General features: G+C 54.5%; 14 protein-coding genes, 7 tRNA genes, 2 rRNA genes and 1 pseudogene. 6 read left to right on the top strand and 18 right to left on the bottom strand.

Going from position 1 to position 24181, the window contains the following annotated elements; genetic code table 11:
• Positions 1-20: 20 nt before the first annotated feature.
• Both MHH78_RS09770 and MHH78_RS09765 read left to right on the top strand, forming a co-directional pair.
• A complete protein-coding gene (locus MHH78_RS09770; protein ID WP_036732423.1) occupies positions 21-788 on the top strand; it encodes an ABC transporter ATP-binding protein in 768 nt (255 codons plus the stop codon).
• Positions 760-2640, top strand: a complete 1881-nt coding sequence (locus tag MHH78_RS09765; protein WP_076086014.1) for an FtsX-like permease family protein — start codon at positions 760-762, stop codon at positions 2638-2640. The genes MHH78_RS09770 and MHH78_RS09765 overlap by 29 nt, the downstream gene beginning before the upstream one ends.
• Positions 2641-2774: 134 nt before the next feature.
• Here MHH78_RS09765 and MHH78_RS09760 read toward each other — a convergent pair whose 3' ends face one another.
• The 6 genes from MHH78_RS09760 to MHH78_RS09735 form a co-directional block, all read right to left on the bottom strand.
• Positions 2775-6548 carry an Ig-like domain-containing protein gene (locus MHH78_RS09760; protein ID WP_341167275.1) on the bottom strand — a complete coding sequence of 1258 codons (3774 nt, stop codon included), beginning with the start codon at positions 6546-6548 and terminating at the stop codon, positions 2775-2777.
• Between the two features lie 37 nt (positions 6549-6585).
• A complete protein-coding gene (locus MHH78_RS09755) occupies positions 6586-8136 on the bottom strand; it encodes an ABC transporter substrate-binding protein (RefSeq protein WP_341167274.1) in 1551 nt (516 codons plus the stop codon).
• 38 nt (positions 8137-8174) lie between these two features.
• Positions 8175-9059 (bottom strand): carbohydrate ABC transporter permease, encoded by an 885-nt coding sequence (locus MHH78_RS09750; RefSeq protein WP_036732429.1) that lies wholly within the window; start codon positions 9057-9059, stop codon positions 8175-8177.
• Positions 9060-9074: 15 nt separating this feature from the next.
• Positions 9075-10061, bottom strand: coding sequence for an ABC transporter permease (locus tag MHH78_RS09745; protein WP_340980052.1), 987 nt, complete (start codon positions 10059-10061; stop codon positions 9075-9077).
• Positions 10062-10318: 257 nt separating this feature from the next.
• Positions 10319-12628, bottom strand: a complete 2310-nt coding sequence (locus tag MHH78_RS09740) for a helix-turn-helix domain-containing protein (RefSeq protein WP_341167273.1) — start codon at positions 12626-12628, stop codon at positions 10319-10321.
• 69 nt (positions 12629-12697) lie between these two features.
• Positions 12698-13450 (bottom strand): GDSL-type esterase/lipase family protein, encoded by a 753-nt coding sequence (locus tag MHH78_RS09735; protein ID WP_341167272.1) that lies wholly within the window; start codon positions 13448-13450, stop codon positions 12698-12700.
• Between the two features lie 133 nt (positions 13451-13583).
• On the opposite strand from MHH78_RS09735, the gene MHH78_RS09730 reads away from it, so the two are divergent.
• Positions 13584-14450, top strand: coding sequence for an AraC family transcriptional regulator (locus MHH78_RS09730; RefSeq protein WP_341167271.1), 867 nt, complete (start codon positions 13584-13586; stop codon positions 14448-14450).
• Positions 14451-14469: 19 nt separating this feature from the next.
• On the opposite strand, the gene MHH78_RS09725 is transcribed toward MHH78_RS09730, so the two are convergent.
• Positions 14470-15375: an AraC family transcriptional regulator gene (locus MHH78_RS09725; RefSeq protein ID WP_341167270.1), complete on the bottom strand. Its 906-nt coding sequence runs from the start codon at positions 15373-15375 to the stop codon at positions 14470-14472.
• Positions 15376-15504: 129 nt separating this feature from the next.
• On the opposite strand from MHH78_RS09725, the gene MHH78_RS09720 reads away from it, so the two are divergent.
• Both MHH78_RS09720 and MHH78_RS09715 read left to right on the top strand, forming a co-directional pair.
• The gene (locus MHH78_RS09720; protein WP_341167269.1) at positions 15505-17490 is read left to right on the top strand and encodes an alpha-amylase family protein; all 1986 of its coding nucleotides are present in this window, start codon (positions 15505-15507) and stop codon (positions 17488-17490) included.
• Between the two features lie 98 nt (positions 17491-17588).
• A pseudogene (locus MHH78_RS09715) lies at positions 17589-17819 on the top strand (VOC family protein); the annotation flags it as partial.
• 21 nt (positions 17820-17840) lie between these two features.
• Here the strand turns inward: MHH78_RS09715 and MHH78_RS09710 are convergent.
• Both MHH78_RS09710 and MHH78_RS09705 read right to left on the bottom strand, forming a co-directional pair.
• Positions 17841-18221, bottom strand: coding sequence for a hypothetical protein (locus MHH78_RS09710; RefSeq protein WP_341167267.1), 381 nt, complete (start codon positions 18219-18221; stop codon positions 17841-17843).
• 46 nt (positions 18222-18267) lie between these two features.
• On the bottom strand, positions 18268-18429 hold the full coding sequence (locus MHH78_RS09705; protein WP_341167266.1) for a helix-turn-helix domain-containing protein: 162 nt from the start codon (positions 18427-18429) through the stop codon (positions 18268-18270).
• A gap of 141 nt (positions 18430-18570) precedes the next feature.
• Here MHH78_RS09705 and MHH78_RS09700 point away from each other — a divergent pair, with 141 nt between their 5' ends.
• The gene (locus MHH78_RS09700; protein ID WP_341167265.1) at positions 18571-19518 is read left to right on the top strand and encodes a hydroxyacid dehydrogenase; all 948 of its coding nucleotides are present in this window, start codon (positions 18571-18573) and stop codon (positions 19516-19518) included.
• A gap of 70 nt (positions 19519-19588) precedes the next feature.
• On the opposite strand, the gene MHH78_RS09695 is transcribed toward MHH78_RS09700, so the two are convergent.
• The 9 genes from MHH78_RS09695 to MHH78_RS09655 all read right to left on the bottom strand — a co-directional run bounded on the left by MHH78_RS09695 (position 19589) and on the right by MHH78_RS09655 (position 23947).
• A tRNA-Leu gene (locus MHH78_RS09695) sits at positions 19589-19667 on the bottom strand.
• A 66-nt stretch (positions 19668-19733) separates the two neighbouring features.
• Positions 19734-19810 (bottom strand) — tRNA-Arg (locus MHH78_RS09690).
• A 6-nt stretch (positions 19811-19816) separates the two neighbouring features.
• Positions 19817-19891: transfer RNA gene (locus tag MHH78_RS09685), tRNA-Gly, on the bottom strand.
• Positions 19892-19923: 32 nt separating this feature from the next.
• Positions 19924-20001 (bottom strand) — tRNA-Asp (locus MHH78_RS09680).
• Positions 20002-20010: 9 nt separating this feature from the next.
• A tRNA-Met gene (locus tag MHH78_RS09675) sits at positions 20011-20084 on the bottom strand.
• Positions 20085-20123: 39 nt separating this feature from the next.
• Positions 20124-20199, bottom strand: a tRNA-Val gene (locus MHH78_RS09670).
• Between the two features lie 73 nt (positions 20200-20272).
• Positions 20273-20347: transfer RNA gene (locus MHH78_RS09665), tRNA-Glu, on the bottom strand.
• A 406-nt stretch (positions 20348-20753) separates the two neighbouring features.
• Positions 20754-20870 (bottom strand): 5S ribosomal RNA (gene rrf, locus MHH78_RS09660).
• Between the two features lie 148 nt (positions 20871-21018).
• Positions 21019-23947: ribosomal RNA gene (locus MHH78_RS09655) — 23S ribosomal RNA — on the bottom strand.
• Between the last annotated feature and the right edge of the window lie 234 nt (positions 23948-24181).

Here is a 24181-nt window from a genome sequence, read left to right as displayed (position 1 = left end):
TAGAAGGGGAGTATAGCCATATGCTGGAGGTAAAAAAGGTCAGTAAAATCTATGAAGGAAACGTGGCCTACCGGGCCTTGACCGACATTGATTTAACCATTGCAGCCGGAGAATTCGTGGGGATAATGGGACCCTCGGGCAGCGGAAAAACCACTCTGCTGAATCTGATTGCCACAGTGGACGTTCCGACTACCGGAAGCATTAGGATTGATAACAAGGACACGGGCAAGCTGGACAAAAATGAGCTGGCGGTCTTCCGCCGCCGGGAGCTGGGGTTTGTGTTTCAGGATTTCAACCTGCTGAACACCCTGACTGTGGAGGAGAATATCGTGCTTCCGCTGACACTGGATGGAACCCGGGTCAGTGAAATGAAGCATAAGGCCCGGGAGATTGCCGGTAAGCTGGGGATCAGCGCCATTATGAAAAAACGCACCTATGAGATCTCCGGCGGACAGGCCCAGCGGACAGCAATTGCCAGAGCCATGATTCATTCGCCGAAGCTGCTGCTGGCGGATGAACCTACCGGCAATCTCGATTCCAAAGCCGCCAGGGATGTGATGGATCTGCTGGAAACGCTCAACCGTGAGCAGTCCGCGACGATGATGCTTGTTACCCATGATGCTGTAGCCGCCAGCTATTGTCACCGGGTCGTCTTCATTAAGGATGGCAGATTCTATACGGAGATTCACTGCGGGGATAACCGCCAGAGCTTTTTCCAGAAAATCATCGACACACTTTCGCTGTTAGGGGGATATAGCCATGACATTCCGCCAGTTCGCATTCCGTAATGTCACCCGGAACATGAGGCTATACACCGCCTATTTTCTCAGCAGCATGTTTACCGTGATGGTCTTCTTTACCTTTTCCATCTTTGCCTACCATCCGGTGCTGAGCGGGGACAATATTCAATCCAGTGCGGCTCTTGCGCTCTCGGTCTCCAAATGGGTGATCTATGTGTTCTCCTTCTTCTTCGTGCTCTATTCCATGAGTGCATTTCTGCAATCGCGGAAACGGGAATTCGGGCTGATGATGATGCATGGCATGACGGTCCGGCAGCTCCGGCGGATGATCTTTCTGGAGAATATGATCGTCGGGTCAGGCGCCACGTTCAGCGGCATCGGACTCGGCGTTATTTTTGCCAAGGGGATTCTGCTTGCCGGGGAGAATGTGCTTGCGCTGAACGAGCCGCTGCAATTCTATTTCCCCTTCAAGGCGATAGTACTGACGCTGATCTCCTTCCTGCTGCTGTTCGTCCTGATCTCCCTGTTCATCTCTACGGTGCTGCGCAGCGGCAAGCTGATTACGCTCATCCATTCAAACCGTCAGCCCAAGCCGGAGCCGAAGGCCTCGCTTCTGCTGTCGTTGCTGGTGGTAACACTGCTGGGAATCAGCTACTTCCTGTCTCTTCGGGCGAGCGGTCTGAGTGTGGTGCTGCTGCTCGCGCCGGTGGTCATTATGGTGTCAATCGGAACCTATCTGCTGTTCACACAGCTCAGTGTGTACCTGATCCGTAAGCTGAAGGCGCGTGAGCAGCTATTCTGGCGCAGAACCAATATGCTGCTGCTCTCTGATCTGGCCTACCGGATGAAGGACAACGCGCGTTCCTTTTTCCTGGTCGCGATCATCTCTACTGTGTCCTTCAGCGCGATAGGAGCTTTATACGGCTTCCAGTCGATGATCAACGGAGCGCTGACGCAGAAGAATCCCTATCTGTTCACCTATCAGTCCTTGGATGGAGACAGCAAGGCACAGGCCCATATACAGCTGATTGACGAGAGCCTTGGCAGAGCCGGGATTGCCGCCGAGAAAACAGGTCTGGAGCTTAACTACTATAAGGCTATGGAGGGCCGGACAATGGTTCTGGTGAAGCAATCCGAATATAACCATGTAGCCGAGATGCTGGGGCTAAATCCCATCCGGCTTACCGCAGGGAAAGCAGCCGTTGTAGATTTCGGCCTGTCCCGCGAGGGAGAAGAAATGCTCAACCAGCCAGTCGAGCTGCAGTCAGGAATCGCCATTGAGGCGGACCAGGCTATCGTATCTTGGGCCATACGGGGAGTCAGCGGTTATTACGTCGTCCCCGATGAATGGATCGGCAAGCTTGGACAGCCGCTCAAAGTGAGCCGGTATTATGCATGGCACGGAGCGATTGGACAGCCGGGTGCAGAGAAGGCAGGCGCAAAGCTGACGAATGAGCTTCCCTATGATGAGCAGTATACTTTCTATGCACTCGAGTATTTAACCTCCAAGACGAATGACGGCTTTGGCCCCGTGATGTTCATCGGTTTTTTTGTCGGGATCGTATTTTTTGTCTCTGCCGGCAGCTTTCTCTATTTCCGGCTGTACAGCGATCTGGATGAGGACAAGCAGAAGTTCAGGGCCATCTCCAAGCTGGGGCTGAGTGACAAAGAGCTTCGCCGGATATTGAACCGCCAGCTCAGCCTGCTCTTCTTCGCGCCGATCGTGGTCGCCCTTATCCATGGAGCCGTTGCCCTTACAGCGTTGTCGCATATGTTCCAGTACTCCATATTCAGGGAGTCCCTGCTTGTGCTGGGCCTGTTCTTCGTCATTCAGGTAATCTACTTCTTCATTGTCCGCCTGTTCTACACGAGGCAGATCCGGTCGGCGTTGGCCGGATAGACGGCCGCGCAAGCCAAAGAAGCCGCCCCGTAAGGGAGCGGCTTCTTGCTGTATCCATGGTCTATTCCAGCTGGATCCGTGGTCTATTCTAACTGCACCCGTTCGGATTCTGCGCAAGCAGCGCCCGCCCTCCGTTACGGCAGAACCGAGAAGGTGATATCGTCGAACAGCATATAAGCGAAGCCGCTGGTATAGAAGCCGACCTTGCCGGACGGGCGGTGGTTCGGATCGCTGCCGGAGAGCCTTGGCGAACCATTCACAGATACGGCGATATCTCCGCCTCTCACCGTTACCTTCACATCATATTCCGTATCCGGCAGCAGGTCATGCCCCGGCAGTACACTCTCGGTAAGCTTCTGCCACGCTGTATCATACAGGATCCAGGAGGAAGATCCGTCTGCCCGGTTCCGGTAGCCGATCCGGGTGGAGCCGGAGCTGTCCTGGCGGTCGAAGATGTACAGGATGCCGTTATCCGGCATCACGGACGGCGTCTTCAGCTTGAACTCCAGCTGATAATCCGTGAAGCTGCGGTCCAGCAGGCCTGACGCGCCGTTCAGCAGCTTATATCGGCGGTTGCCGTCCGGATCAGCGGCGATGCTGCGGTTAGGGTCCACCGGCCAGCCGTTGCCCCCGTTCTCGAAGTCCGTCTCATGCATAATATTAGAGACGGTGACGGTAATATCCGCCTTGATGAGCGGATTTACCGTAGACACCGCCGAGATGACCGTCTGCCCCTCGTATACGGCATGCACAACGCCCGTATTGTCCACCGTAGCGACCGCCGGGTTGGCCGACTGCCAAGTCACGCCTGTGTCCGGCGTATCTGCAGGATCGAAGGCCACCTGCAACGGCCGCTGCTCCCCTGCGGCCAGACGCACTGCGCTCTCCGCCGGAATAATCCCGGCCAGCGTAGTCGTCAGAGCCTTGAACTGAATGTCATCGAAGTGCATCTGGCTGACATTGCTGACGTAGAAGCCGACTTTGCCCTCTGCATTGTGTCCCGGATCATTGCCCTTCAAGCGGAAGGCTCCGTCCAGATAGACGCTGATATCGCCGCCCTTCACAAGCATTTTGACACTGTATTCCGTATCCGGCTGCAGGTCATGCCCCGGCAGCTTGACTTCCTTCAGCACCGTCCAGGCCGAATTGTACAGCAGCCACGCAGAGCTGCCGTCCGCCCGCGTCTTGTAGCCGACCCGGCTGGAGCCGCTCCCGGCCTGACGGTCGAAGATATACAGGGTCGCATTATTCCCCATCACCTCCGGCGTCTTCAGCCTGAAGCTCAGCTCATAGTCGGAGAAGGTCTTGGCACTGAGCGATGAGGCCCCGTTCAGCACCTTGTACCAGCGGTTCGTGCCAATCTTCTCAATGCTGCGGTTGGCATCCTGCTGCCAGCCGTTCGCACCGGATTCGAAATCCGTGAAATCCATCACGCCGTCGCCTGCCTCCACATGAACCGTGACCGTGGCGGTCAGCAGCGGATTCTCTGCCGAGGCTACCGTAATGACCGTGCTGCCGACCGACTGGCCGGTAACATTACCTGCGCCGTCCACTGCCGCGATGGCGGGATCAGCCGAAGTGAAGGTCAGGGCGGGATGATCCGCATTCCACGGAAGCACCGCCGTGCGCAGCTTCACCGTTTTCCAGCGGTCCACGGTTATTTCATTGTCATAGACGGCAACTCCCTGCACGGGATAGCTGTCCGGACTGGTTGTCGTGCCCGCCTTGCCGTCAACGCCGATATCGTTAAACGGAATGTCAGGGAAGCCGGGAATGGCACCAAAGACATCCGCATCCGGCCGCAGCGACAGATCGCCTCCCGCCAGGTCGGTGAAGCCGGGATCTGCGGCAGTCACCCAGTTATTCGCATACTGGACCAGTCCGAACTTGTCGTAGGCCCCGTACACATTGGTCGTTACGCTGCGCGGAACCGACGGGTTGTAGACGACATTCCCCTGGAACGTATTGGTGTCGGGATAATACCGGTTCTCCGTGAAGAAATCCGCCAGCTCGGGATACTTGGTCATATAAGGGGTGCCGGTGAAATTATTGTTCGCCGCGAACAGCGCCTGCCACTTCGGCATGTAGTTGAGCGGCACCTGATCATCCGGCTCGTCGCCCAGGAACATATCCGCATAATCATAAGGAATCTTGCTGTCGATGAAGATATTGTTGCGGGTCAGGATATGGGATCCGCCGTTATTTTTAATCGCCGAATTGCCCATCTTGTAGAAAATATTCTCGTCAATGGTCAGTCCCATCGTGAAGTTGTCAGGGTATACCCCTTCTACTCCGGCTTTACTCTCGCCGATGTTATGGAAATAATTGCGCCGGATGACCGTCCCCCGCTCATGGGGCTGCTCCCCCGCATTCATATAGATCGCGCCGAGATCCGAGAAGGTGGTGCATACGTCATAGATCTCGTTATACTCCACGGTATGGTCATTGCCGAAGATCAGCACGCCGGGATGGGGCGCATCATGCAGCTCATTGTTCGACATGCGGTTGCCGACGCCGGATAGCAGCACCCCGGGATTATAGGCTTTGTGGTAGTAGGCAAAATCGTGGATATGCGAGTTCTCCACCACATTGTTCCCGGGCGCAAGCGTTGTCTTGTTCCCTCCCGCCAGCGTGACGGCAGTGCCGCCGATATGATGGATATGGCTGCTGATAATGGCATGGTCCGTACCCGGCGCCCCTTCAAAATTGTTGTAGTAGAACCGGCTCTGCGTATTGACCAGCACCCCGCTGTTGGTGAAGTTACGGATCTCGCTGTTCAGGATACGCATATGACTGCCGCCCATGAATACGGCTGCCGAATCACGGCCGTTCTCCAGAATAAGCTCGGAGAAGTCGATGTACGAAGCATTCAGTGCGTTAATCATCGGACTCTTCAGCATTGTGACTTCAATATCGGGATTCGCGGCAGCGAACTCGGCGTTCGGCAGGAAATACAGCTTGCCGGCCGGGCGGTCGATATAATATTCGCCGGGCATATCGATTTCCTCCAGCAGATTCTGCGCGAAGTGGAAGTCAGGATACCAGTTCTTGAAGATGCCGCTCATCTCCCCGTAGCGGAGGGTGATGCTCTTAGCGGCCGTATCGATGGAAGCAATCTTATTGTACGACCACTCCCAGCTGTAGCCGAAAATCCCGTCCAGCCAGATATCGTCTGCCTGCGTCCAGTACTGGGGCCGGTCATACGTATAGGTGAAGGTGCCCCCGCGCGTATGCACTTCCCCGTTCGGGTCCTTCCGGGTCGGACCGGGATCCAGGATTTCATCCATCTGGACGGTGCTCTCATTGGGCCAGCGGGCCAGGGTCATGCCCTGCCCGGCCACATACAGCTCCATCGGCGGCACCTCGCTGAGATCATTGGCCAGATAATAGCCGTGGCGGCTGAGCTGGCCGTAATCGGTGATGCCCAGTGCTCCCAGATCTGCGGCCAGCACCTTCGTTCTCGCCTCCGGGCTGATGATCCGGCCGAGAATGGCCGGATCCGTGACCGGAACGAATGCCGATTTGGCCAGCTGGCGGGAGCCTGACAGCGTAACCGACTCCCCCGGATAGGCCGTGTACGTGACCGGTTTACCGGCTTCGCCCGAATCCTGCTCCCGCAGCTCGAAGCTGGACGTCCGTTCATACCTGCCTTCACGCAGATACACCGTGACGCCGCCTTCCGGCAGTCCCTCCTCCGCTTTGAGCGTCCGGATCGTATCGCGTGCTTTCTCAAGCGTCAGAAACGGGGCATTCAGCGTCCCGGCATTGGAATCGCTTCCATTATTAGCCACATAAAATGCGGTCCCGGACAACACCTCCTCCGCATGTACAGGGGACGCAAACGGAGTAGAGGGATTGAGCGTGAACAGCAGACTGGCCGCAAGTGCCGCAAGCAAACGTTTTTTCACCAAGGCTCCTCTTCCTTTCAACGTGGGATGTAGGGGCTTACTTCTTCAGACCTTTATCCTTAAGGAATTGTTCAAATTGTTTGGTGACTTCAGCCACGTATTTCTCTTCGCCCGCTTCCTTCAGCTTGCCGTACAGCGCAGGCCAGGTTTCTTCAAAATCAAGCGTTCCGGTCACGAGTCCGCGTTTGTATTCTCCCCACAGGGCGTTCAGGTTGGCAATCTCCGTATTCACCGGCTCGGAATTGAATTTGAAGGCGCCTACAGGATTGACCTCGGAACTGGAATTGATCTTCTTGGTCTCCTCCCAGACATTCTCCGGCTGTCCTTCCTTCAGATAAGAGTTGAATACGCTGCCGAACACCCAGTCCATATTCGGCAGATAACGGGATTCCGCTTTGCCCTTGATGTACTCCCCGTCCAACTTGTCATAGTGTTCTCCGGCAATGCCGTTGCAGAGCAGATTGTACAGCTCCTTGTCGGTATTGACCAGATTTAGCAGCATCATGGCACGCTCCGGATTAGGGGCAGTACGGCTGATCGACTGATTGGTGGTCGCTGAATAGCCGTTGGAGAACCAGTCGCTGAGCGGAACCGTAATGACATCGTTACCGCCGTTTTTGGCCTTGACCTCCGCTTCCACGCCCGGCTTCAGCGTCACGTTGAAATCGACGGCAATTTGGCCTTTGGCGAGGTAATCATTCGCTTTTTCGGTAGCGGCATCCTTGTAAATATAGCCTTCCTTATACCATTTGCTGGCCAGCCGGAAATTGTCCAGCTCTTCTTCCGGATAGCGCTGGAGCGTATACGTAGGATCATCGGTTTTGATATAGAAATGGTCATCCAGACCCGGAACTACCCAGTACTTGTCGTCATGCGACTGCGGATTGATGAAGGAAGTGCCGAATATGCCAAACGGAATGATATCCGGCTCGTTCTGCTTAATCTGGGCCAGGAACGGCTCGATGTCTTCTATTTTTTTGATGGAAGCGGTATCAAGATTATACTTGTCGGCAAAACGCTTCTGGATGATAAATCCGTAACGGGAGCCGTTGATCTGCTGGTTCGGGATACCGTAAATCTCCCCGTCCACCGAGAGGCCGTCCCACATCACCTGCGGCACCTCCGCCTTCAGCTCCGGCGCGTATTCCTCCAGCAGCTTATCCATCGGCTGAATCGCGCCCTTGCGCACCAGCTCTTCCGGCTTCAGCATGTAGCCGGTCCAGAGAATGTCGAACTTCTCGCCTGCCGCAAGCACCGTGTTCATCTTCTGCACATAATCCCCGATCGCTACAGGCATCAGCTTGACGGTGGCATTGATCTTCGCCTTCGTAATCTTGTTGACTTCCTCCTGCACCTTATCCTGATCTGCCTGAAGCTGGGACAGCGGATAGTACCAGGTTAGTTCCACCGGCTTCAGCCCGCCATCCTTCCCGCCTTCCGCAGCCGCACTTTGCGTTGCCTCCGCTCCGCTTCCTTCCGTGCCCTTAGCGGCATTACCGTTGCCGCCGTTATTGTTCCCTCCGCAGCCTGACAGCACGGATGCAGCCAGCATTACAGATGCCAATACGCCAACCAGCCCTTTTTTCATGTGAGTGACCTCCTGTACTTAGTACATGTAATTGTATGTTAACCCTTTAGGGAGCCAACCGTAAGCCCTTTGACGAAAAACCGCTGAAAAAACGGGAAAATCACCAGCATCGGTCCGCCGGCCAGTACGGCAATCGCCATCCGCGCGGAGCTGTTGGGGAAGCTGCTCAGATCAATGCCAAGCTGCCCGGTAAATTCAGAGTTCGTCGTGAGAAACTCGATGCTGTTGAGCGTCCGCACCAGCAGAAGCTGCAGCGGCACCTTGTTCGGATCATCAATGTAGAGCATCGCGTTAAACCATTCGTTCCAGTAGGTGAAGGAAATCAGCAGGCCCAGAGTAGCCAGCGCAGGCGTTGAGAGCGGCAGGATGATCCGGAAGAAAATACGGAATTCCCGTGCGCCGTCGATTTTGGCCGATTCGATGATCTCCAGCGGGATCTTGGACATGAAGCCCTTCATGACCATAATGTTGAACGGCGACAGCAGGATGGGCAGAATCAGCGCCAGCAGGCTGTCCTTCAGATGCAGATATTGCGTAATCAGAATGTAGGAAGGAACGAGCCCCCCGCTGAACAGCATGGTGAAAAATACATAAAAGGTCGTCGCCCGGTTATACCGGTAATCCTGCCTTGAAATCACGTATGCCGTCATCGCGGTCAGCAACAGCCCGGTCAGCGCGCCGATGATGGTTATCGTGAAGGTCACGCCATAGGCCCGGAGCAGGATGTCAGGCGCGTCCAGCAGATAGCGGTAGGCATCCAGACTGAAGGACTCGGGGATGAACTGGTACCCGTTTGCAGTCAGCGACTTTTCATCCGTCAGCGAGACTGCGATGACCAGCACAAACGGCAGAATGACCACCAGCGACAGCACCGTAAACAGCAGATTAATGAACAGCTTGGAAAATTCGAATGTTTTGCCCATGCTCAGGGCACCTCCTTACCACAGGGAATTATCGGGATCGATCTTGCGCACAATTCCGTTGGCCGTCAGCACCAGCACCAGACCGACCACCGACTGGTAGAAGCCTGTAGCCGCAGACATGCTTACATTGCCGACTTCACGCAGCGCGCGGTACACATAGGTATCAATGATGTCGGTAGAGCCGTAGAGAAAGCCCGAGTTGTTCGGGATGAAATAATGCAGGCCGAAGTCGCCGCGGAACATATTGCCGATAGACAGGATCAGCATAATGATGATGATCGGGGCCATCAGGGGAATCGTGATTTTGAAGGCCATCTGCCGCTTGGTCGCCCCGTCGATCCGCGCCGCCTCGTAATATTCGCTGTTAATGCCGATAATGCCGGCAAAATAAATCAGCGTGTTGAACCCCACCACCTTCCATAGCTGGACCAGAATAAGTATCACCGGCCACGGCCCGGCATCCTGGTACCAGCTCACCGGGTTCAGCCCGAAGGATTCGAGGGTGCGGTTGATAAATCCGTCCGAATGGTTCAGGAAGGCGTACGCCACATAACCTACAAGCACCCAGGACAGGAAATGCGGCAGAAACAGGGCCGTCTGGTAGAACTTGCTCCATTTCGCCTTGATTTCGTTCATCAGAATCGCCAGCAGCAGCGCTGCCGAGGTCCCCACCAGAATGTACGCGGTATTATATAGAACCGTATTACGGGTGATCCGCCACGCCGTATCCGTAGTGAATAAGTAACGGAAATTGTCCAGCCCCACCCATTTGCTGCCGAAGATCCCGAGATCGTACCTGTAGTTCTTGAAGGCGATAATCAGGCCGATCATTGGAATATAGGCAAAAATCAATTTGTACAGCAGTCCCGGCAGTGAGAGCAGGAACAGCTCCCGGTTGCTTTTGAAATGGGCCAGCTCCCTGCCAATCCAGGATTTCTTGCGCGTAGCCGGCGGCGCCCCTGAGCTTGCTTGTTGTTCCGCCAGCGGAACCTTATTCAACATAACCAAAGCCCCTTCCTTTCCTTCCTTAGCTGCAGCTGTGTGCCTGTGTCCCAGGCTTTGCACGACTAACATAGCGCAGAACCAGGCCACTGCGTTACTGTACAATTGCAAGATTGCTGTAGATCCGGGCTGTATTGTTGCCAGATTCCTGCTCCGTCCGGGCCGTGGCATGCATCGCGCAGAAAAAAGCCCGCTATAGGAACAATGTCCATTAGCGGGCCTGGCTTAAGGCTGAAAAACCTGTTTATTGGCTTTGTTTATGTGCTGCGGTCAATGGCCGATTTCAGGCGGTATTCCTTCGGCGTGGTGCCGTAGCGGCGTTTGAACAGGCGGTAGAAATAGCTTTCATTCCCGAACCCGACCTTCTCCATAATCTCTGTAACGGTCAGGTCCTTCTGCTCCAGATACTCTCTGGCGCAGGCCAGGCGGGCTGCGTTGATCTGATCAACCACCGTCGTTCCTTCCTGCGCCTTAAATACCTGGCCCAGATAGACGGAGCTCATCTTGAGCATGTCGGCGATGCGCTGCACATTAAGGTCAGGATCGGCGTAATGCTTATCAATAATTTCCTTCACGGTCTCCGCCAGCAGCCTGTTCTTGTCCTCGCGCCCGCTCCGCCGCTGCTCAGCGACCTCACGCACCACCTCCAGGAGCACAGCCTCGATCTCATCCAGCGTTTCCTTTTCCAGAATACGGCGGTTGACGGCCTGCAGGTTGACTGAGACCGGGTTGACGTTGCGGCTGTTCATCTCGCCAAGCGTGCTGCTTAGCGTAACCGCAAGATGAAGCACCGCAGAGAACATATTCTCGTAGCTGAAGCTGCCCAGCAGCTCTCTCCATTTGCGGATCGTCTGCTCCGTCTCTGCCAGATCCCCGCCCTTCAGTCCCTCCGTCAGCTGCCGTTCCAGCTCCTGCGGGATACGAAGGGATTCATTTGCCTCATTCTCCCGGAGCATCCCCGGCTCAAGCACCGCCCCCTTGCCGTAGATCATCCGGTAGCCGGAGTGGCGGATGGCCAGATTGTAATGCCGGGTGATGTCGCGGTAATCCGTGAACACTTCGCTCAGCGTGACTGTAAAAGTAATATGATAATAGTTGCCGATCATCTGCTGTAGCTCCCTGAACCGTTCCTCCAGCTTCGCCAGTTCCCTGTCGTCACTCCCGGCAATAAAGACCAGATGGCCGCTCTTCATATCGGCCGCTTCACAAGTGCCTTCCATCCGCAGCTGCTCCTGGCCGATGTTGGCAATGGCGAAATACAGCAGGGACTCCATCGGCAGCCCCGGTTCGGCGGCCAGCCCCTGCAGATTGTCGATCTGCACCAGCGCCAGACGGAGCGGAGACGGATAAGCGATGTCAATGCCATGTTGCTCCCTGAGCTGCCTGAAGGCAGACTCATCCATGCTGTGGCTGGACCCGATCAGGCTGCGCAGCTGATAGAGCTTGGCAATATTCGACTGCGAGGCCCGCTCCAGCTCAAGCCCCTTCAGCTTGCTGATCATCTCGGTCACATTGGCCGCAATCAGCGACAGCTCATCCTTCGCCTGCGGAGTGCCGTGCGCCTCCTGCGGCACCAGCGTCAGCAGCTGGCCGACCGGCTTATACAGCCGCACCGCAAAGAACACGGACAACAGCACGGCCAGCAGAACAACAGACAGCGTAACCGCAATTTCCGTCCATTTCATCTGCCGGATGCTGCCCAGCACAACATCGTAATCCTGCATGCTGACAATCTGCCAGTTGTTCAGCGCTTTGCTCAGATAAGTGACCTTATACTTCCTGTCTTCATGTGTATAATTGAAGGAATCCAGCGGCTTACCCGAGGCGCTGATCCGCGGCAGCAGCTCCCCCCTGATATTCAGCCCGGCAGGAAGCAGGCCGTCCGTAGAAATAAGCACCTCACCCTCGCTGTCCGTTACGAACAGGACATCATTCTGCCGCTCGGCCACCTGATTAAGCGCTTTCATATTATCAAGCATCCACCCCGGCTTCACCGTCAATATCAGCACGTTGTCATTGATTGAACCCAGCGACTCCCCGTCATACAGGAAGAAGGCAAAGACGTCTATGCCCCCGCCTTTTCCGTCAAGGTCCAGGGGAATCAGCTGCAGCTTGGGCAGATCCGCCCGGGAACCCATGTAACCCTTCAGGGAATCGTACAGAACGCGGTTATCAATCTCATGATTCAGCGACGAGAAGAACCGGTGCTGGGCGCCGTTATAGAACACGGCAGCGTGCAGATAAGGGGAAGCCGCCACGGTATGATTCAGGCGCTCGATCTTGAGAATGCTCTGCCTGTAATCCGCACCTGATTTCAGAGCCAGCAGCTCCTCATCATTGTATAGAGATACGGCCAAATCCTTAACGATGCCGTTCATGTTCTCTATATTGTAATTAATCTGGGTCAGCAGCTTGCGGTCTGCCTCGTTCTGCAGGCTGAGCACCTTGCTGCGGGCGCCCGAGTTCACAAACAGCGAAGCGGCCGCCAGTGTGGCGACAACAAGCATGAAGCTGAGCAGAATCCGCTGTAAATATTTGCGCGAACGGATTGTCTGAAGTATATTCATGGTCCTCTCTCCCGGCTCTTAGGGTGACACTACTATAATCCCGCGCTATTTTGCTTGTCAATCAGGGGTTCAGGAACTGGGCTGCTCCCGGAGTTCGTCCGGATCCTGGCGGAACAACTCCCGCAGCAGCACCTGCGCCATGATCTTGTGACCGGACAGATCCGGGTGGATACCGTCCCCGTAGCAGTAAGAGGCATGAAGCAGCCGCTCATGCCGGATATGCTCCAGCAGCGGTGTACGTATGTCGATGACACCGTCCGCAGGACAGCCGCCGGAGATCAGCCAGTCCGCATAACGCTCCAATACACGGTCATAATCCCGGTAAGGTGCGAGATAGCTGAAATCAGCCGCCTCTGCGGGCTGCAGCGGACCGTCCATCGAGGCGGCATCAAACGGCGGCGGTGTCAGCAGCACGGCAGCGGCTCCCGCTTCACGGATAAGAGCGCTCAGACGCTTCATCCCGGACTGATAGGCTGCAAAGCGCGCTTCCGAGAAGGGATGATAGATCCCGTCATTCATCCCGTAACAGGCAACGGCCACATCGGGACTGGCCGCCGCCAGCTCGCCTGCCAGCCGGTCATGGACACAGGGCCGCGGAAATGGATGCGCGGCTTCGCTGAGTCCCGAGACGGTCTCGCTGGGAACCCCGCACGCAAGCAGTTCCACCGCCAGCTCCGGCCGGTGCCTGCTTAAGCATTCCCGGACCAGGCCGATATACCGGCCGTCTGCCGTAATACTGTCCCCGAGGAACAGTATCCGGAGATTTCCGGTACTTGGTTTTTCTTTATGATTCAGTACGCTGTGATTTAGTAAATGAAGCATTCTTTTCCCTCCTGACCATTACGCAGGTCCCCCCGGCTGTCCCCAGCCAGGCAAATATGCCCGCAATCTAATGGTAGCGCCGCCCGCCGTTCTCCGCCTTGACGATCCCGACCTTCTTTAGCATAATATTGCCATGACAACCAAAATACTAGCGCGGGACATTGGACTTGAGCCCGGCTTCACCTTCAGAATCCAGAAGTGCCCGCTGACCCATGATTACTACGTCCACAGCCATGACTTCTCCGAGCTGGTCGTCATCCTGTCGGGAAACGCCGTGCATATCATTGAAGGGAGAGAGTATCCGGTTACCGCCGGCCAGGTTTTTCTGATCCACAGCAACGTTTCCCATGGCTACAAGAATGTCGAAGGCATCGAATACGTCAATGTGATGTTCCAGCCTGAACAGCTGCTCCAGCAGTCCGAGCTCAGACTGCTGCCGGGGTTCCAGGCATTATTCTATATCGAGCCGTTCTACCGGAAGGAGATGTACTTCAAGGGCATGCTCTCCCTGGAAGCCGGGCAGCTCCGGGAGGCGACGCGGCTGCTGGATGACATTCTGGAAGAGCATGACCGTCAGCCTGAAGGATACCGGCTGATGATCCGCACCTTTTTCACCGCCTTGGTAGGCATGCTCTCACGTTATTATCAGAATAGCAGCGGTCATGAGGATAACAAGGCGCTGCGGATCGGTGAGACGGTCACCTATATCGAGGAGCATTTCCTGCAGCCGGTCACCCTGCAGTCCATGGCGGATATGGCCTATATGTCCACCCGCCAGTTCCTGAGAGTGTTCACCCGCAACTACCAGACCACGCCGATGGATTATGTGATCCGCAAGCGGCTGGATTATTCCTGCACGCTGCTGCGCAGCCCCGGCCTAAGCGTCTCCCAGGTGGCGATGGACAGCGGCTTCCATGACCAGAATTACTACTCACGCCAGTTCCGCAAAGTATTCAACTGCACCCCCACCCAGTACCGCGAGCGAATCCAGAATTCCTGACCTTATCCCCGGCCATCGCTCAGATTTCCTCCGTATCGGCGGTGGCCTCATCCCGCATACGCAGCCGCCGCCGGTAGGCCCCGGGGGTGACACCGTACCTCATGCTGAACAGGCGTGTCATATAGTTCGGGTCCTGAATACCGACCCGTTCGGCAATTTCAGCAATGTCCAGCACCGTACCGCCAAGCAGCTTCCTCGCTTCCTCCAGGCGCCGCTGCAGCACATACTGCAGCGGCGTCGTGCCGATATGCTGCTTCATGCACCTCGTAATATAATCCGCCTGGAAATGCAGCTCCTCCGCAAGCCCGGCCAGATGAAACGGCTGTCTCCAGTGGACATCCAGATAGGCAGCGGCAGCCCGGGCCAGCCGGGCCGCCGGCTCCGGCTGGCCCGTCCGCTGGCATTCCGCCTGCAGCGCCGCCAGCAGACTGGCCAGCAGCAGCTGGAGCCGGAGTGCGTTCTCTGCACTCAGCCGGCTGTGAATCTCGTTCATCTCCTGCAGTACCGGCTCCAATGCCTCTATATCAACCGGGGCGAATTTGGGCAGGTACAGGCGCTGCTGCACAGACGGCTCCTCATCCTCCACCGTTCCCTTAGCCAGCAGTGAAGACCAGGGGATCTCCCCGCGCCGGATATATCCCGGCTTATGCTCATGGATGAAGTGCACCCAGTAAATTTCCGTATCCTCCGCACAGGACCGGTACCCGTCATGCGACCTTCCCGCCTCCAGCACCAGCAGTTGTCCCGCACCCACTGCGTATTCCTTGCCTTCCTCTGCCATATAGAGCGTTCCCCGCTTGACCAGCAGCAGATCGTACACACCGAACGTACGGGCGAAATGCCGGTCCCCCGGAGACCAGACCGCATGTCCCACCGTAACCAGCTGCGGCAGCGGGGGAATCGCAAATTCCAGGCACAGCATCATAGCCCCCCCTTGTCTCAGGTCGATTTTGTGCTATTCAAAGTCTATATTATCACTGGCTGCCACGGCGGAAAAGAGGTACATTGACTGGGAATCCGCTTTTCATCCAATTCTCTAAGGGGTTGTGTATCCATGCGTTTCCGTCAGGTTCATCTTGATTTCCATACTTCTGAAGCCATTCCCGGCATCGGGCAGGCCTTCTCCAAATCCCAGTTCCAGTCCATGCTGCGCTCAGGTCACGTAGACTCGGTCACCGTATTCTCCAAATGCCATCACGGCTGGGCCTATCATCCCAGCGACGCCAATGAGATTCATCCCGGCCTCTCCTTTGACCTGCTGGGCGAGATGATTGAAGCCGCTCATGAAATCGGGGTCAATACTCCGGTTTATCTGTCAGCCGGTCTTGATGAGAAGCTGGCCCGCCGTCATCCGGAGTGGCTGATCCGCGATGCCGAGGACCGTACACGCTGGGTAAAAGACTTCATGACCCCGGGCTACCATGAGTTCTGCCTGAACACGCCTTACCTGGACATCCTGCTGGCCCAGATTCATGAGGCCGTCTCCCGGTACGAGGCAGACGGTATCTTCCTCGACATTGTCGGCGTCCGCAAGTGCCGCTGCCAATACTGCGTCGCCGCCCTGCGGGCAGCCGGCCGGGAGCCCCGCGACGAAGCAGCCGTCATCGCCCTCGGCGAGCAGACCTACCTGAATTATGCCCGCCGTGTGCGGGAGACGATTGATGCCGTGAAGCCCGGCCTGCCGGTCTATCACAACAACGGCCATCAGCAGCGGGGACGCCGCGATCTGGTACAGGTCAACAGCCATCTGGAGCTGGAGTCGCTTCCTACCGGAGGCTGGGGGTATGACCATTTCCCGCTGTCGGCACGGTACGCCCAGACGCTCGGCATGGAATTCCTCGGCATGACCGGCAAATTCCATACCTCCTGGGGCGAATTCGGCGGGTATAAGCATCCGAACGCGCTGCGGTTCGAAGCCGCGCTCAGCCTCGCCCATGGCGCCCAATGCTCCATCGGCGACCAGCTTCACCCTTCCGGCTGGATGGATGAAGCGACCTATGCCCTGATTGGCGCCGCCTACAGCGAGGTGGAGGCGAAAGAGGAGTGGTGCAGCGGGGTTACGTCCGTTGCAGATATTGCCGTCCTGTCCCTGGAGGCTGCACGTGAAGCCTGCCCCGGCGGACAGGCACGCAGGGGGGAACGCAATCTGGCCGATGCCGGTGCGGTACGCATACTGACAGAAGGCCATTACCTGTATGACATCGTAGATACGTTCAGCGACTTCACCGCCTACAAAGTGCTGGTGCTGCCCGATGAGGTGCCCGTATGGCCGGAGCTGGCCGACGCGATCGGGTCCTTTACCGCCGGAGGCGGCAAGGTGCTGGCCACCGGACGCTCCGGCCTGAATCCGGCAGGCGATGCTTTTGCACTGAACCTGGGGATCAGCTGGCTGGGGGCCAACCCTTACCGGCCGTCTTACTTCAAGCCCCATTTCACGCCCGGCGCCCTGCTGCCTGCATCCTATGTAATGTACGGCGAGGGTCAGCTGGTGGAACTCTTGGAAGGACAATCGCTCGGTCATCTGGAGAATCCTTATTTCAACCGCGATGTCTTCACCTTCTGCTCGCACCAGCATACGCCGGGTGCACAGGAAGACAATGGGCCGGGGATGGTGGAGAGCAGCAGCGGGATCTATATTGCCTGGGATGTATTCAGCGAGTATGCGGATGCCGGCCATCTTATCCTGAAGGAAATGGTGCTGCATGCACTGTCGCGGCTGCTTCCGCTTCCTTCCCTTCGCACTACTTTGCCGGCCCGGGGCATAACGACCCTGCAGTACCAGCAGGCAGAACAGCGCTATGTGCACCATCTGCTCTACGCCGCTCCCGCGCTCAAAGGCCGGATCGAAGTCATCGAGGATATTGTGCCGCTGCGGGACATTTCCGTCAGCCTGCGCCTCCCCTCCTCTGACCCCGTCCACCGGGTCTATCTGGCCCCGTCGATGACAGAGCTGCCGTTCACCGTCAGCAGCGGGGGCGGGATCACCTACACGATTCCTTACCTGGAGAATCATCAGATGGCGGTAATTGAGCTGGTGTAGATTAGGTCCATTCATAGTAGAATAATAAGAGCTATACCATTGCCTAGAATGAGAGGATGACCGGGATGCTTCAGTCCATTGTGCACATTGCTCTAGTCGAACAGGAGTTCTTTATCGGCAATCAGGCAGGCGGACGAGTACTCCTATTTCTGAACACCGATAACTTCTGGCGAGATTATCATGAAATGGTCTCCAGGGGGATTGAATTCGTTAGAGAACCCAAAGAAGAAGCTTATGGAATCGTTGCGGTATTCAAGGATTTGTACGGCAACCTGTGGGACCTGCTGCTGATGAACGCAGACCACCCGATTTCCAAGCGGATACAATGATTGCACAGCACTGCGGCCAGGTCATTGGACTCCAAATGTATCTCGCAGATAGTTATCAAGAATCTGAAGGGGCTCGTGTAACGCCTGGTTTGGAAACTTATGAGTTACCTTATAGCCTACTCTGGGGGGCACTGACACCGCCAGCTTCTGAAGAACAAATTCTCCCATCCCCCTCATATGGACGCCAATCGAAGCGGGCACAATCGTCCATTGTCTGGCATTCGTCAAAAAAGTAGTGATGAGTCCCGCTGAGTCCAGATGTACACGGGACGGACACAGCGGGTCCCACCACTGGTCATGTCTGAATTGAAACTCCCGATTCCAATTGACGAGGACTTCATGCTCTGCCGCCAATTCTTCCATTTTCACCGTATCTCCAGCCTGCCGCCCTGGTACAGCCAAGCGCAACAGCACCATTTCTTCAGTGAAAAACGGTTGAACAGTAACGCTAGGCTTTTCTTCGCTCCACCAACAGGCCGCCCATCCCTTGCTCTAATGTCTTTAAGCGGTAACTTACCGTTGCTTGTGACAGATGCAGCAGATCGGCCGCTTTACTTATACTCCCAGTCCGTACGATAGCTAAAAACGCTTCTATCCCAGGAAAATACATAGAATACCTCCTCAATATATAGAAAATATTAATATAGTTCACAAAATATTTGCGTTTTACAACATTATTCTTTATGTCTAAAATTATCATTAACACAGACAAGGGGTCAAATAGTCCAGGTTATGAAAAGGTGGTTTAGCTATGAAGGTTCTCATCGTTGGTCATTTTAACGAAACTGCACAATCAAAGATTACCGGGTATTTTCCGCAAGACTGGAACGTTATCATTGTCCCGCCCGGACAAGATATGCAGCATCATATTGAAGATTGCCAGGTCCTCATTCCTGAACATATCCAAGTGGACCCTAGCCTGCTGGCTAGCGCCAAAAAATTAAAATTGGTACAGACAGGTGCAGGTTATGATAATGTCGATATCCCCGCCTGTACACAGCTCGGCATTTGGGTGGCCAATGCGGCAGGAGTGAATGCTCAGGCCGTGGCCGAGCACGTAATGGCACTAATGCTGGCTTATTATAAAAACATTCCGTTTCTTGATCATTTCATGAAAAACAGGATGGATGAACATCATTTGGAGTACACAGGAAGTGAATTAGAGGGCAAAACCATGGGGATTATCGGGCTGGGCGCTATCGGAAAAAAGGTAGCTGCGTTTTGCAGCGCTTTTGATATGAATGTGTTGGCTTATGCGAGAAGTACCGAAGTGCCATCGGACGGCATAGTGAAAATGACCGATTTCGATACACTCCTAAGCACATCCGACATCGTCAGTGTTCACGCACCCTTGACTGAGCAAACCAAGCACCTGATGAACCAAGAAGTCTTCAAGAAAATGAAGAATACTGCTATTTTTATCAATACCGCCCGCGGGGGGATTGTCAACGAAAGAGACTTGCTGGACGCATTAAAAAACGGAGATATTTCCGGAGCCTGCCTGGATGTGTATGAATCCGAACCGCTTCCTATAGACAGTGAGCTCCGCACTCTGGATAATGTGATCCTTACTCCCCATACCGCAGGAATGCCTGACGGCCGGAAATTCCACCAAAAAAGATATGATTTCTTCATAAAGAATATAAAACGTGTACAAAACGGGGAAGAGCCTGAAAGCAGGCTAAATCAGTTATTATAGTTTCAGTGCAATAAAAACAAAAAAGGTTTATGACATTGTCCAAAATACAATGTCATAAACCTTTTGGTAGTACCGGCGAGAGGACTCGAACCTCCACGGTTTCCCACTCGATTTTGAGTCGAGCGCGTCTGCCATTCCGCCACGCCGGCTTAATATCATATATATCCATCATGGATAATTAAATTTAAGATGAAAAACATTCAATAAAATAGTAATGGCGCGCCCTGAGAGATTCGAACTCCCGGCCTTTTGATTCGTAGTCAAACGCTCTATCCAGCTGAGCTAAGGGCGCAAAATATGGAGCGGACGACGGGAATCGAACCCGCGACCCTCGCCTTGGCAAGGCGATGCTCTACCGCTGAGCCACGTCCGCACACGGTATGTATTCAACTGCTTTAATGAAAATGGCGGAACCGACGGGATTCGAACCCGCGATCTCCTGCGTGACAGGCAGGCATGTTAGGCCAACTACACCACGGTTCCAAGATAATATTGCGGGGGCAGGATTTGAACCTGCGGCCTTCGGGTTATGAGCCCGACGAGCTACCGGGCTGCTCCACCCCGCGTCAGTAAAAAATATTCTCTTCTAGCTTGCAAAGTCTGCATGGTGGAGGCTGAGGGGTTCGAACCCCCGACCCTCTGCTTGTAAGGCAGATGCTCTCCCAGCTGAGCTAAGCCTCCATCGAAGAAGCAACTTAATGATCATAACACATTTTCATAAGATATACAACCATTAATTTATTAAAGATGAAAGTGGTGACTCGTATGGGATTCGAACCCATGTTACCTCCGTGAAAGGGAGGTGTCTTAACCCCTTGACCAACGAGCCAGATAAGCAAACAATCTTTCGACAACAAAAGATATTATATCAAATAAAATAGTATAATACAATAGAAATATTAATATTGTATATGGTCAGTATCTACAGCATATGCGAAGTGCTTACTCCCAAATCCTCTAAGGCACCTCTGCATCTGTAAAGCGGCCCAGGAGTTCCTGCCTTCACCACGGCTCTCCAGTCAACTGTATAGAGTCTCAGAGGAAGCAGACAAGGTTAAATGACGGACATCTCGTCCCTCGCGTCTCAGCCTGCCCACAATCTCTATGAAATACTCTTCTTCCACTAGTGTCATAGGTAATGCTTCCGCCATAGCCTGAATCCAGGTATACCAGCATCGAATAGATAAAGTCACGCAACAAAAAACCACCATTGATAATCAACAGTGGTCTTAAGTGCTTGGCAACGTCCTACTCTCCCAGGACCCTTCGGTCCAAGTACCATCGGCGCTGGAGGGCTTAACGGTCGTGTTCGGGATGGGTACGTGTGGAACCCCTCCGCTATCGCCACCAAACGGGCATTTGAATATCAAATGCTATTATTCAGGTCTCAGCATCGCCAAATGCTGAAAACAAATCTTCTTTACAGAGCTACTTGAGCTCCATAAATTACAATTTGATTCCTGAAAACTGAATCCGAAACGAATCTGCGTGTTAGTCTTTTTGGATAAGCCCTCGACCGATTAGTATTGGTCAGCTCCATGCATTGCTGCACTTCCACCTCCAACCTATCTACCTCGTCGTCTTCAAGGGGTCTTACATGTTGGGAAATCTCATCTTGAGGGGGGCTTCACGCTTAGATGCTTTCAGCGCTTATCCCGTCCGTACGTAGCTACTCAGCCATGCTCCTGGCGGAACAACTGATGCACCAGCGGTACGTCCATCCCGGTCCTCTCGTACTAAGGACAGCTCCTCTCAAATTTCCTGCGCCCACGACAGATAGGGACCGAACTGTCTCACGACGTTCTGAACCCAGCTCGCGTACCGCTTTAATGGGCGAACAGCCCAACCCTTGGGACCTACTTCAGCCCCAGGATGCGATGAGCCGACATCGAGGTGCCAAACCTCCCCGTCGATGTGGACTCTTGGGGGAGATAAGCCTGTTATCCCCAGGGTAGCTTTTATCCGTTGAGCGATGGCCCTTCCATGCGGTACCACCGGATCACTAAGTCCGACTTTCGTCCCTGCTCGACTTGTAGGTCTCGCAGTCAAGCTCCCTTATGCCTTTGCACTCTGCGAATGATTTCCAACCATTCTGAGGGAACCTTTGAACGCCTCCGTTACTCTTTAGGAGGCGACCGCCCCAGTCAAACTGCCCGCCTGACACGGTCCCCGTACCCGATGAGGGCACTAGGTTAGAACCTAGATACGATCAGGGTGGTATCCCAACGGCGCCTCCGCAGAAGCTTGCGCTCCTGCCTCACCGGCTCCCACCTATCCTGTACAGATCGTACCCAAATTCAATATCAAGCTGCAGTAAAGCTCCATGGGGTCTTTCCGTCTTGTCGCGGGTAACCTGCATCTTCACAGGTATTAAAATTTCACCGGATCTCTCGTTGAGACAGCGCCCAAGTCGTTACGCCATTCGTGCGGGTCAGAATTTACCTGACAAGGAATTTCGCTACCTTAGGACCGTTATAGTTACGGCCGCCGTTTACTGGGGCTTCGGTTCACAGCTTCGGGTTTAACCCCTAACCGCTCCCCTTAACCTTCCAGCACCGGGCAGGCGTCAGCCCGTATACTTCGCCTTACGGCTTCGCACAGACCTGTGTTTTTGCTAAACAGTCGCTTGGGCCTTTTCACTGCGGCCCCCTCGGGCTATTCACCCTACCGAGGCACCCCTTCTCCCGAAGTTACGGGGTCATTTTGCCGAGTTCCTTAACGAGAGTTCTTCCGCGCGCCTTAGAATTCTCTTCTCGCCTACCTGTGTCGGTTTGCGGTACGGGCACCTTCTCCTGACTAGAGGCTTTTCTTGGCAGTGTGAGATCATGACCTTCGCTACTATAATTTTCGCTCCCCATCACAGCCCAGCCTTAACGATGTGCGGATTTGCCTACACACCAGCCTCACTGCTTAGACGGACATCCATCAGTCCGCGTCACTACCCTCCTGCGTCACCCCATCGCTCATAGCGGATTACGGTGGTACAGTAATTTCAAACTGTTGTCCTTCGACTACGCCTGTCGGCCTCGCCTTAGGTCCCGACTTACCCTGAGCGGACGAGCCTTCCTCAGGAAACCTTGGGCTTTCGGCGGATCAGATTCTCACTGATCTTTTCGTTACTCATACCGGCATTCTCACTTGTATACTCTCCAGCGCTCCTTACGGTACACCTTCAACGTATATACAACGCTCCCCTACCCCAGATGCAAAGCATCTAGCCATAGCTTCGGTGGTGTGTTTAGCCCCGTTACATTTTCGGCGCAGAGTCACTCGACCAGTGAGCTATTACGCACTCTTTCAATGGTGGCTGCTTCTAAGCCAACATCCTGGTTGTCTGTGCAACTCCACATCCTTTCCCACTTAACACACACTTGGGGACCTTAGCTGATGGTCTGGGCTGTTTCCCTTTTGACAATGGATCTTAGCACTCACTGTCTGACTCCCGGCAAGAAGTAAATGGCATTCGGAGTTTGACTGAGCTTGGTAACCCTTGCGGGCCCCGCACCCAATCAGTGCTCTACCTCCACCACTCCATTCACCGAGGCTAGCCCTAAAGCTATTTCGGGGAGAACCAGCTATCTCCGAGTTCGATTGGAATTTCTCCGCTACCCCCACCTCATCCCCGCATTTTTCAACATGCGTGGGTTCGGGCCTCCAGTGCGTGTTACCGCACCTTCACCCTGGACAGGGGTAGATCACACGGTTTCGGGTCTACGTCCACATACTCAGTCGCCCTATTCAGACTCGCTTTCGCTGCGGCTCCGGCTTCTCACCTTAACCTTGCATGTTAAACGTAACTCGCCGGTTCATTCTACAAAAGGCACGCCATCACCCATAGAAAGGGCTCTGACTTTTTGTAAGCACACGGTTTCAGGTTCTATTTCACTCCCCTTCCGGGGTGCTTTTCACCTTTCCCTCACGGTACTGTTTCACTATCGGTCGCCAGGTAGTATTTAGCCTTAGCAGATGGTCCTGCTGGATTCATACGGGGTTTCACGTGCCCCGCACTACTCGGGATCCGTCTCGGAGAGAACACAGTTTGGGCTACAGGGCTTTTACCTCTATCGCGGGCCTTTCCAGACCTCTTCGCCTACCATATTCCTTTGTAACTCCATGTGAGACGTCCCACAACCCCAAGAGGCAAGCCCCTTGGTTTAGGCTGTTCCGCGTTCGCTCGCCGCTACTGACGGAATCACTATTGTTTTCTCTTCCTCAGGGTACTTAGATGTTTCAGTTCCCCTGGTCTGCCTCTGCGTATCCTATGTATTCAGATACGAGTAACTGCGAATTACCACAGCTGGGTTTCCCCATTCGGACACCCCCGGATCAAAGCTTGCTTACAGCTCCCCGAGGCAGTTTCGTTGTTCGCCACGTCCTTCGTCGGCTCCTGGCGCCTAGGCATCCTCCGTGTGCTCTTAGTAGCTTAACCAATGCGTTTTCCGTTAGGAAAACCACTTAGCATCGCCATTAATTCAAAACTTGTTTACACAAGTTCAGCTTAAAGGAATGTTCTAAAACGCAAATTCGTTTCGGTATCCAGTTTTCAAGGATCAAGTTAAAGTTGAGAGCTTAAACTCTCAAAACTGACCAACGAGTGAGTAACAGGCCTAAACCTGAGTTGTGGAAGTAATACTTCCGATTTGAATGTCTTCATTGCAGAAGA

The organism is Paenibacillus sp. FSL H3-0333 (assembly GCF_038002805.1).
Lineage (GTDB): Bacteria > Bacillota > Bacilli > Paenibacillales > Paenibacillaceae > Paenibacillus_AQ > Paenibacillus_AQ silagei.
This window is presented reverse-complemented; position numbering and strand designations above follow the sequence as displayed.